This is a genomic window from Arenibacter amylolyticus (assembly GCF_002150785.1).
Lineage (GTDB): Bacteria > Bacteroidota > Bacteroidia > Flavobacteriales > Flavobacteriaceae > Arenibacter > Arenibacter amylolyticus.
Map to the genome: position 1 here is coordinate 13,606 of NZ_MTAZ01000010.1, position 15,777 is coordinate 29,382.

A 15,777-nucleotide genomic window follows, 5' to 3' on the forward strand; every position below is an offset into this window, starting at 1 on the left:
GCAGTTCATCTAAAACTTGACATTTTAACTTCCTCCTTACATAATAATCACATAATATTGAGGTTATATTAATCCCAAACTAATTTTCTTAACCTACTCAAATGATCTGTTTAGAATGTAAAGAAAGACTTACTTATAGTGACTATAAAAATGCGATGGACCTTTTTGGATTAGCATTGTGTAAAAAACACAAATCCAGAGTGGATAAAATAACCAAACTTAAAGGCACCCCCAAAGAGGCCATACGGTTATATTACGGTCTAAAGGATGCCGGCATGGATCCTACCCTAGAGTGGTGGGACGGTAAAAAATCCATTGATATAGCCATTTCCAGAGTACGGCTCAATATTGAAATAGACACGGAATACCATCGTATCTCCCACCAACAGGCTATTACTGATTTGGAAGAGGCGATGCACTCCTTTAAAAATGGCTTTACCACGATTAGGATTCCCCATGTCATCATCCAATTTTATTTTAAGGAGACTATACAAAATATCCTAGGCATAGCAGAAGGACTAAAAGCCAATATCAAGGCCATATAAGTCCCACAGCCATAACAATCCAACTAGGCCGACTAACTTATTTTCTAATAAAAGTTAAACCTATGGATTATAAAAAATAATGAGTTTGCACAAGCGGAGGGGTGTCCTAGTAAGGTCGCCCATGATAGCGGCCAATCTAAAACGCTATCTAGCACCCCCCTCCTTCCTTAGCACATCTAAGGGCGGACTCAAAATTACGCTTCTGCTATTTAAAAGACCAATAAGCAGTACCAATAATACAATGGCAGGAAATAAAACTACAAAAGGCACCTTAGACGGCACAAAGGGGGCATCAAACATATACCATGCTAAGAGTTGACTCCCAAGTAACGAAAGCAATATCCCTGATAGACTGCCCAAAACTCCCAAATAAAGATACTCCAGTGCGTTTATCTTTAATATCTGACTGCTTTTAGCACCTAAGGTCCTAAGCAGTACACTTTCCCTAATCCGCTGATACTTACTAGTCCTAATGGCACCTATAAGAACAAGTATACCTGTAAGTATACTAAACAGGGCCATAAAATTAATGATCCAGGAAATTTTATTTAACAAGCCCTCTACCACATTCAGTATTTGCCTTAGGTCCAATACTGAGATATTGGGAAAATTGCGCACCAGATCTCGTTGCAAGTTAGCAGATTGTGCCTGAGTGGGAGCATTGGTGGTGAGCACCCTAAATTGAGGCGCACTCTCTAAAACCCCTTTGGGAAAAACAATGGTGAAATTTGGCTGCATTCTACTCCAATCTACACTTCTGATACTTGCTACCTTGGTCTTCATCACCACCCCTTGTACATTAAATATTATTTTATCGTCCAAACCAACTACGGCATCCCTCGCAAAATTGTCACTGACAGATATTGGGATCTCTTCCTCCCCGGCTACTTCTTTAATCCACACCCCAGACTCCAAAGTTTCTGAAGCGGTTAAACTATCGCGATAGGTCACCCTAAACTCATGGTTCAATATCCACCTTCTCACTTGGGTGGTGGTATCCTTCCGCAGTTGGTTCACGGGGGTTCCCTTTAGATTTTGAATCCTCATGGTAACAATGGGAATATCATCCAATACGGAAAGATCCTTGTTTCGAATAGCTCCCGATACAGCTTCGCGCTGATTGCTTTGAACGTCTAGTAGGATTATATTGGGACTATCTGCCTGCTTTTCCACACTGGTCTGTGCCAGCAAGAGATCCTTTGTAAAATATAACGTACTAATTAAAAAGGTGCCTACCCCGATAGATAATATTAGAATTAAAGTCTGATTCTGGGGTCGGAATAAATTTAATAAGCTTTGCCGTGCCGTAAAGCTCCAAGTAGAAGGAAAATAGAACTTTATTCCTCGCATTAAGAAATGGGCCACTGCAGCGAGTATCGCAAAGGTGGTTAATATCCCTGCAACAAATCCCATAGCATCACGCCAATCCCTTAATAGCCACAGGGAGAAGAGAAAAATAAAAACAAACACCCCTCCAGATACCAGGACACCAGACAAGGTAGAGGCAGACGCATTGTTATTTCCAATCCGCAAGGCTTGCAAAGGAGACACATATAGGGTTCCCATTAAGGGATATAGGGCAAACAAAATGGACATAAATACCCCTAAAGTCAAGCCCATGAAAATTGCTTGGGGCGCCCAAGACAGCTGAACCTCAACAGGTAACAATCCCTCCAAAATAATTGGAAACCCTTGTTGCAATAGCAAGCCTAATGCAGTCCCTAAAATTCCGCCCAACAGTCCTATCGCTGCAATTTGGGTTAAATAGATCAAGAAGGTCTGTCTTTTTGTGGCTCCCAAACACTTTAACACCGCTACGTTAGGTAATTTTCCTTTAATATAGACATGGATGGCGCTTGCTATTCCAATACAACCCAACAACAGCGCTATAAAAGCTACTAGATTAAGAAAATCGCCAAAATTCTGGTACCGACGCCCCAAATTTCTGCTGGTAGACAAATGGGTATCCAAGTCTGCCTCTTCGGTTCGCAGCATGGGGTTTAATGCTTTCTCCATGGCTTCCAGATTCTCCCCCGAATTGGCCAGAAAATAGTACTCGTATTTTAAACGGCTTCCCTGTTGTATCAATCCCGATTCTTCTATAAATCGATGCGGAATTACTACTGGCGGGGCAATGGAACTAAATACCGAGGAACTCCCCGGAATGGATTGGATAGCCCCTGCAATTGGCAGTACCACCTCCCCTACTTTTATACTATCCCCGGGAAATACTCCCAGCTGAAGCATAACAGTAGCATCTACCAAGGCCGCACCTTGTTCCTGATAGTGTAGGGCTGCCTCTTTAGGCTCTGTATCTATTTCTCCGTAAAATGGGAATCCACCTTCAATTCCTCTAATTTGCACCAGTTTAGAGCTACTATTATTCGTAAAAGCAACCATGGAGGGGAAGTTAACTTCCTTAGCATTGGCACCTCCCAAGGAGTCCATAATTTGCACAACCCGCTCATTGGGCAGTCCCCTACTATCTATTTTAAAGTCGGCTCCCATGAGGGATTTGGACTGTTGGCCAATATTTTTCTTAAGGTTATCTCCAAAAGACTGGATAGACACAACTGCGGCTATCCCAATAACAATAGATGCCATAAAAAGCACCAGCTTCCTGGCACTGGCTTTCCCATCGCGCCAAGCCATTTTTAATATCCACAGAAAGTTTGCTTTGGAGTAATTGTTTGGTTGCCTATTCACGATATGGATGGATTTTGGTCCTGAACTATCTTTCCGCCTTTTAATCGCATTTGATGCTGCGTCATTTCTGCCAACTCCATGTCGTGCGTAACTATTACCAAGGTAGTCCCGGTATCCACATTTAGATCGAACAGCAATTTTATAATTTTATCCCCGGTCTTAGCATCTAGGTTCCCCGTAGGTTCATCGGCAAATAAAATAGTAGGTTTATTGGAAAACGCACGTGCCACCGCTACCCGCTGTTGTTCCCCGCCAGAGAGCTGGGAGGGATAGTGGTGTAAGCGACTTCCTAGACCTACCTTTTCCATTAGCTCAACCCCTACTTTTGAGGCGTTTTTAGCACCCTGCAACTCCAAGGGAACCACCACATTTTCTAAAGCCGTCAGTGTTGGTAACAACTGGAAATCCTGAAAAACAAACCCCACTTCCCTACTCCTAAGTAAGGCCCGTTCATCTTCGCTCAATGCTCCCAAATCCGTTCCACAGAGTTCAATACTCCCTGTATCGGCCCTATCCAGACCGGCACAAAGCCCCAGTAAAGTGGTTTTACCACTGCCTGAAGGCCCTACGATGGAAAAGGTGCTGCCCTTTTCAATATCAAAAGTAATCTCTTGTAATACCGGAAGCTCTTTAGAACCACTGGTGTAGGATTTCCCTAGTTTGCGTACGTTTAATATCTTTGTCATTATTCTTCTAAAGTTGCTTTTCCCTTTTATTGCAATAAGGCAAAATAAGAAAATGATTTGAATTAAATCCAATGTCACATGCGTAGTCTGTTAAGCTTTTGTTATTTATTTACCTTATCCCTATTGATATCCTGTGGGGAAAAATCACCAAAAAAATCTGAGGATGTCGAGGTGACTACCAAGCAGGAGGATACAGCCACCTCCCCTACCACGGACCAAAAAACTATTTTATTCTATGGAAACAGTCTTACCGCAGGTATGGGGTTAGATCCTACCGAAGCCTTTCCCGAATTAATACAGAAAAAACTGGATTCATTGGGATTTAAATACCAGGTAATTAATGCTGGTCTAAGCGGAGAAACATCGGCCAGCGGTAAGAACAGGGTTTCTTGGGTACTGAAGCAAAAAGTAGACGTATTTGTTTTGGAACTGGGTGCCAATGACGGATTAAGAGGGATCCCCCTCCAGGAAACCCGTACCAATTTGCAAGCTATAATAGATACGGTAAAGGATATAAATCCAGAAACAGTCATTATTTTAGCTGGGATGCAGATTCCTCCCAATATGGGACCAGAATACACTAAGGAATTTAGAGAGCTTTTTCCCCAATTAGCTAAGGAAAACAATTTGCCTCTAATTCCATTTTTGTTGAAAGATGTGGCGGGTGTTCCCGAACTAAACCAAGCAGATGGAATTCACCCTACCGCAGAGGGACAGCGTATAATAGCCAAGAATATATGGCCCATTATCGAGAAATCGATATCTAAGTAGTGCCCTAAAACCACTACCCTCCAAAAGATTATAAAATATTAAACATGGTCCTAACAGGGACTGTGTACAAATTTCATATATTAACAACTCCGATCTATCTCTACCCTATGGAATTTATTAGAATTAAGTAGAAATGTTTAGACATCAAGGTAAAAAAAGAACTGCCAAACACAATTTAAAAATTGCCACCTTACTTTCTTTTATTGCAGGAGTTGTAAACGTTACGGGCTTTTTGTCTATCCACAAACTCACTACCAACGTAACGGGGCATTTTGCTTTTTTTATTGATGAAATACATAGGTGGGAACCCTGGAAGGGAATGATTTATTTACTCTATATCCTTGCTTTTCTAGTGGGTTCTTTTGCAAGCAGTGCCTTAATTGAAATGAGCAGTCTTGGCGGACGGATAAAAAATTATGTATTGCCCACTCTTTTAGAAGCGGTGACCTTGGTCTTAATTGCCGTCCTAGCACAAGTAATGCTAGATCCCTCCCCAAGCTTAATTGCCTGTCTTTTACTATTTGCCATGGGGGTTCAGAACTCTTTTGTTACTAAAATATCCGATGCTGTGGTGCGTACCACCCATTTAACCGGACTCTTTACAGATTTAGGGATAGAATTATCCTATTTATTATTCCCTAAAAAGCATTTAAACAAAAAACAGTTATGGACCACCATTAAATTAAGACTCTATATCATCAGTTTTTTCTTTTTAGGAGGTATTATTGGGGGCTTTCTATATACTTTGATACACTTTAATGTTCTCTTGGTGGCCGCTGCCCTACTTATTTTTGGTCTCTTGTACAGTAGAATAAAATACCAAGCCCTCTTAGTCCGTAGACGGTATCAAAAAAAATCCATTGAAGCCTGATGGGGAATTCACATTTAATCCCTTCTATAAAAGGTTTTATGTAGCTTTATCAAAAAAATAATCCGTTCTGAATAAATAATAGAAACACTATGATTAAAACTTTAAAACACTCACTTTTTCTCACATTGCTTTTGGGGGTTGTAGGCCTAGTAAATGCCCAAAGCATAGAGGGCTCTACCACTACCAAGACCCTCCCTATAATTGAAAATGGAGAGGCCCAAATTGTCCCGGAATTTAAAGATGCTAGCAAATGGATTAGGCATGACCTCTGGGTAGAAACCGATTTTGATACGGATGGTGATGGAAAGAAAGATAGGATGCACGTAGCTGTCACAAGACCTTACCAGACCGACACAGAAAATTTAAAACTACCGGTTATTTACATCACCAGCCCTTATTTTGCAGGGGTTGCTCCTTTTAAAGAAGGAAGCTTCTGGAATGTTAAGCACGAACTGGGACAGCCAGCCCCCCCAAGGATACACCCAGAAGTAGTCCGCAAGGGAGAAAGACCTATTATCTCCAATTCCCATATAAACACCTGGGTACCCAGAGGGTTTATCGTAGTACACTCCTCCTCCCCGGGAACGGGTCTTTCCCAAGGTGCTCCTACCGTAGGTGGCGAGAACGAATCCTTGGCCCCTAAAGCGGTAATAGATTGGTTATGCGGGCGTGCCAAGGGGTTTACGGAACCCTATGGAAAGAAACGCGTAAAAGCCTATTGGTCTACTGGAAAAGTAGGGATGACCGGAACCAGTTACAACGGCACCCTTCCGCTAGCTGCGGCCACCACAGGAGTTAAAGGGTTAAAAGCCATTATTCCAATTGCACCCAACACCTCCTACTACCACTATTATAGGTCTAACGGCCTGGTACGATCACCAGGAGGCTATTTAGGGGAAGACATCGACGTGCTGTATGATTATATCCATAGTGGCGATGAAAGCAAGAGAGCGCATAACAATGCCACAGTACGAGACACCGAGATGAAAAACGGAATGGATCGTATTACCGGAGATTACAACGACTTTTGGGCGGGTAGGGATTACTTAAATAAGATGGAACCTATGAAAGCAGCCCTGCTGATGGCACACGGATTTAACGATTGGAATGTGATGCCAGACCACAGTTATAGGATATTTAAGGCTGCCAAAGAAAAGGGATTGCCGGTACAAATCTATTACCATCAAGAAGGCCACGGTGGAGAACCTCCATTATCTATGATGAATAGATGGTTTACCAGGTATTTGCACGGAGTAGAGAACGGGGTAGAAAATGACCCCGAGGCGTGGATCGTTAGAGAGGATGCCCCTAGGGATCAACCTACTCCCTACCCCCAATATCCACACCCCGAAGCGGAAGCTGTATCTCTATATTTGACAAAAGGCGCCCCGGAAGTCGGGGGACTAACCCTTAACAAGAAAACTGGGGAAGGAAAAGAAAAATTAATTGACAATTATTCTTTTTCTGGGGCAGTACTTGCACAAGCAGAATACACAGATCACAGACTCTTATATCTAAGCCCTAAACTAACCCAGGACCTACATATTTCTGGAATACCAAAAGTTACAGTTACCCTAGCAAGTAGCAAGCCTGCGGCCAATCTTTCCGTTTGGTTGGTTTCCCTTCCATGGAACACTTCCAAAAAGGCAAAGATAACCGACAATATTATTACCCGCGGCTGGGCAGATCCACAAAACCACAGTTCATTAACAAATGGGGAACCTTTAGAGCCCGGCATCTTTTATGAGGTTTCGTTTGATTTAATGCCAGATGATCAAATAATACCTAAAGGCCAACAACTAGGTCTCCTCATTTTCTCTAGCGACAGGGAATTTACGCTATGGCCAGAACCTGGCACCGAATTGACGATAGATTTAGACAAAACCCATTTAGAGGTTCCTATTGTGGGAGGTACGGAAAGCTTTAAGAAAGCGACTAAATAAGTTTATAGCTTTAAGGGCACTCTTGCGCTGTGATACCCCAAATAATAAAATCTCCTTTGCCAATCCAGGCAAAGGAGATTTTTTATTTAGGAGCAACCCCATAATTTGTATAGACTTATTTGCTTAGATACATCTTTCGCCTCGCATACAAGTTATAGAATTGATCGTCTTTTAAATTATCGATAAACAAAATACTCTCGCCGGTACTCTTCATTTCCGGACCTAAGTTTTTGTTTACATTCGGGAACTTTTCAAAGGAGAATACGGGTTGTTTAATAGCAAACCCTTCCAAAGATGGGTTGAAATTAAAGTCCTTCACCTTTTTTTCGCCCAACATTACCTTGGTAGCATAGTTAACATAGGGTTCCTTATAAGCTTTTGCTATAAAGGGAACTGTTCTAGATGCTCTAGGGTTGGCTTCAATGATATATACAATATCATCCTTAATTGCGAACTGAATATTGATTAATCCCACTGTATTTAAGGCAAGGGCAATTTTCTTAGTGTGATCTTTAATTTGCTGCATCACAAATTCCCCAAGATTAAATGGTGGAAGAATTCCATGGGAGTCGCCCGAGTGGATTCCGCAAGGCTCTATATGTTCCATAATTCCGATGATATACACATCTTCCCCATCACAAATAGCATCTGCCTCTGCCTCAATAGCACCGTCTAAATAATGATCTAGCAACAACTTATTGTTTGGAATCTTTCTCAACAAATCAACCACATGCTCTTCCAGTTCATCTTTATTGATTACAATCTTCATTCCTTGTCCGCCTAACACATAAGAAGGACGTACCAAAAGTGGGAAATCTAGCTCATCGGCAAGTTGCAATGCTTCGTCTGCGGTTTCGGCTACTCCAAACTGTGGGTAAGGAATATTGTTTTGCTCCAAAAGTGTGGAGAAACTACCTCTATCCTCAGCCAAATCCAGGGATTTAAAACTAGTACCTATGATTTTTATCCCATATTTATCTAGCTTCTCGGCAAGTTTAAGTGCGGTTTGCCCACCTAGCTGTACAATAACCCCTTCTGGCTTTTCGTGCCTGATAATATCATAGATATGCTCCCAGAAAACTGGCTCAAAGTAAAGCTTGTCTGAAATATCAAAGTCTGTAGAAACCGTTTCAGGATTACAGTTAATCATTACGGTCTCATAGCCACATTCTGATGCGGCCAACACTCCATGTACACAGCAGTAATCAAATTCTATTCCTTGTCCTATCCTATTGGGTCCGGATCCAAGAACTACAATTTTCTTCTTATCACTAACCACACTATCATTCTGCACATAGGTAGTACCGTCCGGTCTTTCTATTTCCGCTTCAAAAGTGGAATAATAATATGGGGTCATCGCCTCAAATTCTGCAGCACAGGTATCTACCAACTTATAAACCCTATTTATATTGAGGTTTACCCTTTTGTTGTACACTTCACTTTCGTAGCACCTCACCATATGAGCTATCTGTCTATCGGCAAAACCTTTTTGCTTGGCCTCTAGCAGCAGATCCTTGGTTAGCGATTCTATAGTGTACTCGGAAATCTTCTTTTCCAATTGGTAAAGCTCCTCGTATTGGCGTAGGAACCACATATCTATTTTGGTAATCTCATGGATACTACTTAGAGGAATCCCCATTTGTATAGCATCATAGATTACAAACACCCTGTCCCAACTGGGTACGGTTAGTTTTTGAATAATTTCATCGTAATTGGTGTAACCTTTTCCGTCTGCTCCCAGCCCATTTCTTTTTATTTCTAGGGACTGTGTAGCTTTATGCAAGGCTTCTTGGAAAGAACGACCAATACCCATTACCTCTCCCACAGATTTCATCTGAAGCCCCAAGGTTCTGTCCGACCCCTCAAATTTGTCAAAGTTCCATCTTGGTATCTTTACGATAACATAATCCAAGGTAGGCTCAAACAAGGCGGAGGTAGATTTGGTAATCTGATTGCTAAGCTCGTTTAAGTTATATCCGATAGCCAATTTTGCGGCTATTTTTGCAATAGGATACCCTGTTGCCTTAGAAGCCAAGGCCGAGGAACGCGACACACGAGGGTTAATCTCGATAGCGATAATATCTTCTTTTTCATCTGGACTAACGGCGAACTGAACATTACATCCACCCGCAAAATCCCCAATACTTCTCATCATCTTGATGGCCATATCGCGCATTCTTTGGAAGGTACTGTCAGACAAGGTCATTGCAGGAGCTACGGTTATGGAGTCTCCAGTATGGATTCCCATAGGATCCATATTTTCAATAGTACAGATAATCACTACGTTGTCATTCTTATCACGTAGCAGTTCTAGCTCGTATTCTTTCCATCCCATTAAGGCCTTGTCTATCATGACCTCATGGATAGGGGAAATTTCTAATCCTTGGGAAAGCATTTCATCAAAATCCTTTGGATCATAAACTATAGATGCTCCTGCACCTCCAAGGGTGTAAGACGCCCTAATCACCAATGGAAAGCCAAACTCTTGTGCTATTTCCTTTCCCTTTAAAAAAGAGGTAGCAGTAGCTTGAGGGGCCATACCTATCCCGATCTTCAACATCAGCTCACGGAACTTTTCACGATCTTCGGTAATATTGATGGCATCTATATCCACGCCAATGATCTCTACTCCATAATCTTCCCAAATGCCCTTATTATCTGCCTCGATACATAGGTTTAAGGCAGTCTGGCCTCCCATTGTTGGTAAAACAGCATCAATATTGGGGTGTTTATCCAATATTTCTCGGATAGAATTGGTGGTCAATGGTTTTAAGTATACATGGTCTGCCATGGTTGGATCCGTCATGATCGTAGCGGGATTGCTATTGATCAATATCGTTTCTATACCATCTTCCCTTAGGGACCTAAGCGCCTGTGTACCTGAATAATCAAATTCGCACGCCTGTCCAATTACGATGGGACCAGAACCAATAATTAAAATAGAGTTTAAATCTTTTCTTTTGGGCATTGTAGTGAATGTTAAAAATATAAAAACAAATTGGGCAAAAAAAAGGTGCTACTCTGGAAAAAGTAACACCTTTGTTAATTATAAGAACAGTATTATCATTATTTTTTATGCTTCAATTCAGAAGATACGGATAATTTCTTTCTTCCTTTTGCTCGTCTTCTAGCAAGAACTTTTCTACCATTGGCAGTAGCCATGCGTTCTCTAAAACCATGTTTGTTCTTTCTCTTCCTTTTTGATGGTTGAAATGTTCTTTTGCTCATCGTGGCGTATTTTTTATGATCTTCTTAAATTTCTTTTTTTGACTTCTCTTCGGATCTTGCGTAGTATCGGACAAAATCCGGCTGCAAATATACAAAGAGTTTTTGCTTTGGCAAATCTAATTAAAAAATTATTTTTTTATAGTTGCCCACCTTAAAGGAGGTACTATTTTATTACTTTTGCAACGGCTAAAATAAGATTCACCAGATAACATGAAACGCTATATATTATTAACATTTCTCTTCCTCTGCCACCTAGTGGTATTGGGGCAAGTATCATTAGCGTATCATTTGCAGAAAGGGGATATATACAGGGTGAAACAGGAAGCCCAACAAATCATCACCCAGGAACTAGACGGAGCCTCTCACCAAATTACGAATCTTATAGATGGAGTTCTGGAGTTTAAAGTACTGTCCGAAGTCCCTGAAGGGTATAAACTATCACTTACTTTTAAGGATTTAAATCTTAAGATGACCTCTAGCATAGAAGGAACATTGATGAATGTACAGGCAAAGAAAGTGGTGCCAGGGGATATACAATCCAAAATTTTCAATACCATTTTGGAGAATCCGGTTACCCTGCTACTTTCCAAGACAGGAGACATTCTGAATGTAAAGGGTGGAGACAGCCTTGTATCTAAAATGGCAAAAGTTTCTGGACTTACGGACGAATTTGCCATTAACCTGATGAAAAAGTCGCTGAGCAAGGAGTTTGGATCAGAAGCATTGGCCAACAGCTATAAGCAGATGACCTTTATATATCCCAACAAAACGGTACAGTTAAAAGACAGCTGGGAAAACACCTATACCGGAAAACTAAAGACCCATAATAAGTGGACCTTAAACGAAATTAATGGTCAAAAAGCCTTGATTAGCGGAATGGCCACCATAGAAATGAATATAAAAGACCCCAATACCACCATGCGTTTAAAAGGAACTCAGAAAACATCGATCCAATCCAATATCGATACCGGGTTTATCTTTACTATGACCGTGGAAGGGAGGTCTTCCGGGGTATCTACCCTAGCACAGTTGGGGGCTCAAGAACTACCCACCACCATACAATCTAAAATCACTTACAAATTAATTAACAAGGAACATGTTCAACAAAAACTTTAAGTTAATCATTGCCGCACTTATTATTGCTTATGCGGTGTACCAATTTATAGAAGGCAATATAGGAAATGGGATCTTCCTGATTCTCTTGGCTTCTATTTTTGTATTTCTTTATTTTAGAAATGAGATTATCCTCTTGGCATTTTTAAAAATGCGTAAACAGGATCTTGAAGGGACCAAAAAGTGGTTAGATAAAATTAAAAATCCCGAAGCAGCCCTTACCCAAAAGCAACACGGTTACTACAACTACCTAAACGGAATCATTTTTTCCCAAACCAACCTTACCCAGGCAGAAAAATACTTTAAAAAGGCTTTAAAATTGGGTCTTAACATGGATTACGATGTAGCTATGGCAAAATTGAGCTTGGCTGGTATTGCCATGCAAAAACGCAGAAAGAGGGAAGCCACTACCCTACTAAGGGAAGCCAAAAAACTAGACAAACAGAATATGCTTGCAGATCAGATAAAGATGATGCAACAACAAATGAAAAAGATTTAGGGATTAAGGACTTAACCAGGCTAGGAACCGACCTACATGTTCCCTGCTTTTTGTTTTTAGCGCTAAAAATTTCGCAGTTATTATTTATATTTTATCAATGCCAATACGAGTCAATTATGAATCGTGTTGGCATTTTTTTATTCCAACAAACACTTCAGATTATAACAAGGGCGCCCAAAGTCTACTGAAAGACTCTTTTAATTTGCGTTTAAGCCCCCTATTTTCCCATCGCTCTAAATCTACCTCTTCACAATCTTCCAGATCTAACTGAAATTGGTTTCCCATCTGCTGATTTACCTCCCTATTATAGAGTAAGGCATTAATCTCGAAGTTCATGGAAAAGCTTCTATAGTCCATATTAGCCGTACCAATACTGGTAAACATATCATCTATGACCAAGGTTTTAGCATGCACAAAGCCTTTGTGATACCGGAATATTTTAATCCCGGAACGCAAACACTCCTCTATATAGGAATCGGTAGCATATTGTGCCGCCCAAGAATCCGATTCGTATGGAATGATGATCTTCACCGCTACCCCACTCCTAGCAGCCGTAGTAAGCGCAGTAAGAATGGAATCGTTAGGCATAAAATAAGGGGTGGTGATTAATACGCGATCTTTAGCGGTATTAATCATACAGAATATGGCCTCCATAATATTGGCCCAATCACTGTCTGGACCACTTGCTGCCATTTGGATTGCAACAGGTTCTTTGGTGTTGGGCTTCTCTTTAGGCAATAGGGCCGCTTCTATTTCCTGTTCTTCCTTAGAAACGAAATTCCAACTTAGGATAAAGGAAGACTGCAAGGCTCCAACTGCACCCCCGGTAATGCGCAGATGGGTATCCCTCCAATATTTTTCGTTGTCAAAGCTATTGTCATACTTTTGATCTACGTTGATACCGCCAACATACCCTATCTCCCCATCAATCACCACAATTTTTCTATGGTCCCTATAGTTGAGCTTACTGGTAGAATTGGAAAATAAGACCGGTAGAAATGCAAAATGCTGCACCCCGCTTTTTGTAAGTCTCTTTTTGTTCTTGGACGAGATATCGCTCCCTACATCGTCGTAAATCAACCTAACCACAACCCCTTCCTCGGCCTTTTTACAAAGGAGATCAATGATACTTTCTCCCAATTCATCATCGAAAACCACAAAATATTCCAAATGAATATGTTCTTTGGCTGCCTCCAAATCTTTTCTGAGGTGCTTAAACTTCTCTTCCCCGTTTATAAGGATATTCACCTCATTATCGAAAGTAAGAACTGCCCGCTCATTATTCTTCAACAGGCGATAAACCTTAAATATCCCTTCCCCGAACAGCGATTCAAGGTCGTCTCGCTCTTCTTTATTGAGACTAATTTTATCTTTCCACTTCCTCAGTCTATCATCATCTAGCAGGTACTTTTTTTCAAATATCTTGTCCTTTCTGTAATCCTGCCCAAAAAAGTAATACACCAACAGCCCCACAAAGGGAAGTACGGCCAAGACAAAGATATAAGAGAGTGTTTTTACCGGATTCTTATTTTTAAGTACGATAAAAACGGAGAAGAATATTACCAATACATAATTCACCCCTAAAAGGATCTTCCATACATTTCCTTCTAGGAACCCAAGCATTTATTTGGAGAGTTTATAGTATCCTTTGTTAGGTATTTCTATGGTATACTTCTTTTTGGAAGCATTGTTAAGATGCGCCTCCCTTAACCATGGATTATGACGCTTTAATATCTTATAATTGATTTCATATGAATGGGCGAAGTCTGCAAAATCTGCAATAGGTTCATCAATTTCAACGGAGAAAGTGGGAACCATTTTATATAAATCCTCCTTCTCTAGATGAAAGCCATATTTCTCGGGATTGGAGAGAATCTCTTTTATTGCCAATATGCGAAACACATAACGTCCTGTCTCCTGCCCTAATAGAAGATCGTAATAATCTTCTACTTTCTGGGTCCTCATATATCTTTGCATTCCTGCAGCTCCGGCATTGTATGCAGCAGCGGCCATCGTCCAACTCCCAAATCTCTCTTTAGAACGTTTCAGGTACTTACAGGCCACTTCGGTAGATTTTTCCAAGTGATATCGTTCGTCCACATTTTTATTGATCTCCAAACCGTATTCCCTTCCGGTAGCACTCATTATTTGCCAAAACCCGGTAGCACCTGCAGGAGAAACCACATTTTGCAGTCCGCTTTCCGCTAAGGCCAAATATTTAAAATCGTCCGGAATCCCATTTTTTTTCAATATAGGCTCTATAATTGGGAAATATTTGTGGGCTCTTTTTATAAACAACAACGCATTGGACTGCCAATAGGTATTCACCAAAAACTCTCGGTCTACCCGCTCCATGATATCCGGATCATCCAAAGGCACCGTTTCACCAGCAAAATTTAATCCTTCAGGTATATCAACGGCCGTAATTCGGTATCCCGTATTCACCTCCGACTCACTGGCAATACTTTTTTCATTGGCCAACTCCGCTGCCGAAGCCTCATCCACAGTACTGTTTTTAACGGCAAATACCAACGTACTCCCCACAAAAACAACTCCTAAAATCATCAAAATATTCTTCAAAATCTTCATATCGAACGTTCTTTAATTCTTTCCTACCCAGTTAACGGTTGAGGCATATACAACTTTAACACTCAACTCTTTCCAAAGATATTAAATCCGACGGGCTTATCGCAAAATAATTGACGGCAAGTTTTCATTAAACCAGCGATATCTGTGAATTATCATGGTATGGGTGCCATTTTTAACCTGTATACAATCTTTAATATGATTTATGGGAAAAACAGGATCCTTTTCCCCATGGATATGCACCACATTTTTGGCCGGTTCCGTCTGGGACCAATTTACAATTTTGTCTATAGACCAATCCAGGTAAAATTTATTCCTAACCGAAAGGTATCGCTCATAGAGTTCCAGGCGTTTTAGGACCGGTTCCCCAAAGGCATATTTTGCCACTAACTCCATATTATTTACCAAACCCGTTGGCAAGAGCTTATGCAGCTTGGTGTATTTAGCAAAAACCATTCGCTTTGGCAGTTCGGAATTCTTTTTTACACTAGAGATAATAATCACTTTTTTTACTGCAATATGCTTAGCCATTTCCTGCACCAATATTCCCCCAAAGGAAACCCCCACCAAGACCGGTTCTGGATGTTTAATGAGCTTACACATTTGCAGGGCATACTCTTCTAAACCTATATCGGCAGTAGGGATTTCCCAATCTAGGTAATGTTGAACAAAGGCATCCTCCGATAGCTGTATATTTTCAAAAATTAAACTATTCGCAGCCATTCCTGGCATAAAATAAACATGTGTTTTACTACTGTCCATCACGTTAAGGATATGCTATTTAAATAGGAAAATATCTTTTTTATCATTAAATTTACAATTGGTAATT

General features: G+C 40.8%; 13 protein-coding genes. 6 read left to right on the forward strand and 7 right to left on the reverse strand.

The window, feature by feature from the left end; genetic code table 11:
• The first annotated feature begins 101 nt into the window (after positions 1-101).
• A complete protein-coding gene (locus BV214_RS05690; RefSeq protein ID WP_086476535.1) occupies positions 102-545 on the forward strand; it encodes a hypothetical protein in 444 nt (147 codons plus the stop codon).
• Positions 546-689: 144 nt separating this feature from the next.
• On the opposite strand, the gene BV214_RS05695 is transcribed toward BV214_RS05690, so the two are convergent.
• Together BV214_RS05695 and BV214_RS05700 are read right to left on the reverse strand one after the other, a co-directional pair.
• Positions 690-3,197 carry an ABC transporter permease gene (locus tag BV214_RS05695; protein ID WP_086476536.1) on the reverse strand — a complete coding sequence of 836 codons (2,508 nt, stop codon included), beginning with the start codon at positions 3,195-3,197 and terminating at the stop codon, positions 690-692.
• A 50-nt stretch (positions 3,198-3,247) separates the two neighbouring features.
• Positions 3,248-3,937 (reverse strand): ABC transporter ATP-binding protein, encoded by a 690-nt coding sequence (locus BV214_RS05700; RefSeq protein WP_086476537.1) that lies wholly within the window; start codon positions 3,935-3,937, stop codon positions 3,248-3,250.
• Positions 3,938-4,015: 78 nt separating this feature from the next.
• Between BV214_RS05700 and BV214_RS05705 the strand changes: the two genes are divergently transcribed.
• The 3 genes from BV214_RS05705 (at position 4,016) to BV214_RS05715 (ending at position 7,522) form a co-directional block, all read left to right on the forward strand.
• The gene (locus tag BV214_RS05705; protein WP_086476538.1) at positions 4,016-4,708 is read left to right on the forward strand and encodes an arylesterase; all 693 of its coding nucleotides are present in this window, start codon (positions 4,016-4,018) and stop codon (positions 4,706-4,708) included.
• A gap of 133 nt (positions 4,709-4,841) precedes the next feature.
• A complete protein-coding gene (locus BV214_RS05710) occupies positions 4,842-5,579 on the forward strand; it encodes a YoaK family protein (protein ID WP_086476539.1) in 738 nt (245 codons plus the stop codon).
• Between the two features lie 89 nt (positions 5,580-5,668).
• On the forward strand, positions 5,669-7,522 hold the full coding sequence (locus BV214_RS05715) for a Xaa-Pro dipeptidyl-peptidase (RefSeq protein WP_086476540.1): 1,854 nt from the start codon (positions 5,669-5,671) through the stop codon (positions 7,520-7,522).
• A gap of 115 nt (positions 7,523-7,637) precedes the next feature.
• Here the strand turns inward: BV214_RS05715 and carB are convergent, their stop codons facing one another.
• Together carB and rpmH are read right to left on the reverse strand one after the other, a co-directional pair.
• Positions 7,638-10,490 carry a carbamoyl-phosphate synthase large subunit gene (gene carB, locus BV214_RS05720; protein WP_086476541.1) on the reverse strand — a complete coding sequence of 951 codons (2,853 nt, stop codon included), beginning with the start codon at positions 10,488-10,490 and terminating at the stop codon, positions 7,638-7,640.
• A 98-nt stretch (positions 10,491-10,588) separates the two neighbouring features.
• Positions 10,589-10,750, reverse strand: a complete 162-nt coding sequence (gene rpmH, locus BV214_RS05725; protein ID WP_026809253.1) for a 50S ribosomal protein L34 — start codon at positions 10,748-10,750, stop codon at positions 10,589-10,591.
• Between the two features lie 210 nt (positions 10,751-10,960).
• On the opposite strand from rpmH, the gene BV214_RS05730 reads away from it, so the two are divergent.
• On the forward strand, positions 10,961-11,866 hold the full coding sequence (locus tag BV214_RS05730; RefSeq protein WP_086476542.1) for a DUF6263 family protein: 906 nt from the start codon (positions 10,961-10,963) through the stop codon (positions 11,864-11,866).
• A complete protein-coding gene (locus BV214_RS05735; protein WP_086476543.1) occupies positions 11,847-12,362 on the forward strand; it encodes a hypothetical protein in 516 nt (171 codons plus the stop codon). The genes BV214_RS05730 and BV214_RS05735 overlap by 20 nt, the downstream gene beginning before the upstream one ends.
• A 159-nt stretch (positions 12,363-12,521) precedes the next feature.
• On the opposite strand, the gene cls is transcribed toward BV214_RS05735, so the two are convergent.
• The 3 genes from cls to BV214_RS05750 all read right to left on the reverse strand — a co-directional run bounded on the left by cls (position 12,522) and on the right by BV214_RS05750 (position 15,710).
• Complete coding sequence (gene cls / locus BV214_RS05740) at positions 12,522-13,985, reverse strand: cardiolipin synthase (RefSeq protein ID WP_086476544.1); 1,464 nt, start codon at positions 13,983-13,985, stop codon at positions 12,522-12,524.
• Positions 13,986-14,951 carry a lytic transglycosylase domain-containing protein gene (locus BV214_RS05745; RefSeq protein WP_086476545.1) on the reverse strand — a complete coding sequence of 322 codons (966 nt, stop codon included), beginning with the start codon at positions 14,949-14,951 and terminating at the stop codon, positions 13,986-13,988. It abuts the gene before it with no gap.
• A 96-nt stretch (positions 14,952-15,047) separates the two neighbouring features.
• Complete coding sequence (locus tag BV214_RS05750) at positions 15,048-15,710, reverse strand: alpha/beta fold hydrolase (protein WP_086476546.1); 663 nt, start codon at positions 15,708-15,710, stop codon at positions 15,048-15,050.
• Positions 15,711-15,777 lie beyond the last annotated feature (67 nt).

What these genes read in the sequence shown, in the direction of transcription:
- BV214_RS05690 (WP_086476535.1), top strand. Translation starts at nt 102, where the DNA reads ATGATCTGTTTAGAATGTAAAGAAAGACTTACTTATAGTGACTATAAA.
- BV214_RS05695 (WP_086476536.1), bottom strand. Translation starts at nt 3,197, where the DNA reads ATGGCTTGGCGCGATGGGAAAGCCAGTGCCAGGAAGCTGGTGCTTTTT.
- BV214_RS05700 (WP_086476537.1), bottom strand. Translation starts at nt 3,937, where the DNA reads ATGACAAAGATATTAAACGTACGCAAACTAGGGAAATCCTACACCAGT.
- BV214_RS05705 (WP_086476538.1), top strand. Translation starts at nt 4,016, where the DNA reads ATGCGTAGTCTGTTAAGCTTTTGTTATTTATTTACCTTATCCCTATTG.
- BV214_RS05710 (WP_086476539.1), top strand. Translation starts at nt 4,842, where the DNA reads ATGTTTAGACATCAAGGTAAAAAAAGAACTGCCAAACACAATTTAAAA.
- BV214_RS05715 (WP_086476540.1), top strand. Translation starts at nt 5,669, where the DNA reads ATGATTAAAACTTTAAAACACTCACTTTTTCTCACATTGCTTTTGGGG.
- carB (WP_086476541.1), bottom strand. Translation starts at nt 10,490, where the DNA reads ATGCCCAAAAGAAAAGATTTAAACTCTATTTTAATTATTGGTTCTGGT.
- rpmH (WP_026809253.1), bottom strand. Translation starts at nt 10,750, where the DNA reads ATGAGCAAAAGAACATTTCAACCATCAAAAAGGAAGAGAAAGAACAAA.
- BV214_RS05730 (WP_086476542.1), top strand. Translation starts at nt 10,961, where the DNA reads ATGAAACGCTATATATTATTAACATTTCTCTTCCTCTGCCACCTAGTG.
- BV214_RS05735 (WP_086476543.1), top strand. Translation starts at nt 11,847, where the DNA reads ATGTTCAACAAAAACTTTAAGTTAATCATTGCCGCACTTATTATTGCT.
- cls (WP_086476544.1), bottom strand. Translation starts at nt 13,985, where the DNA reads ATGCTTGGGTTCCTAGAAGGAAATGTATGGAAGATCCTTTTAGGGGTG.
- BV214_RS05745 (WP_086476545.1), bottom strand. Translation starts at nt 14,951, where the DNA reads ATGAAGATTTTGAAGAATATTTTGATGATTTTAGGAGTTGTTTTTGTG.
- BV214_RS05750 (WP_086476546.1), bottom strand. Translation starts at nt 15,710, where the DNA reads ATGGACAGTAGTAAAACACATGTTTATTTTATGCCAGGAATGGCTGCG.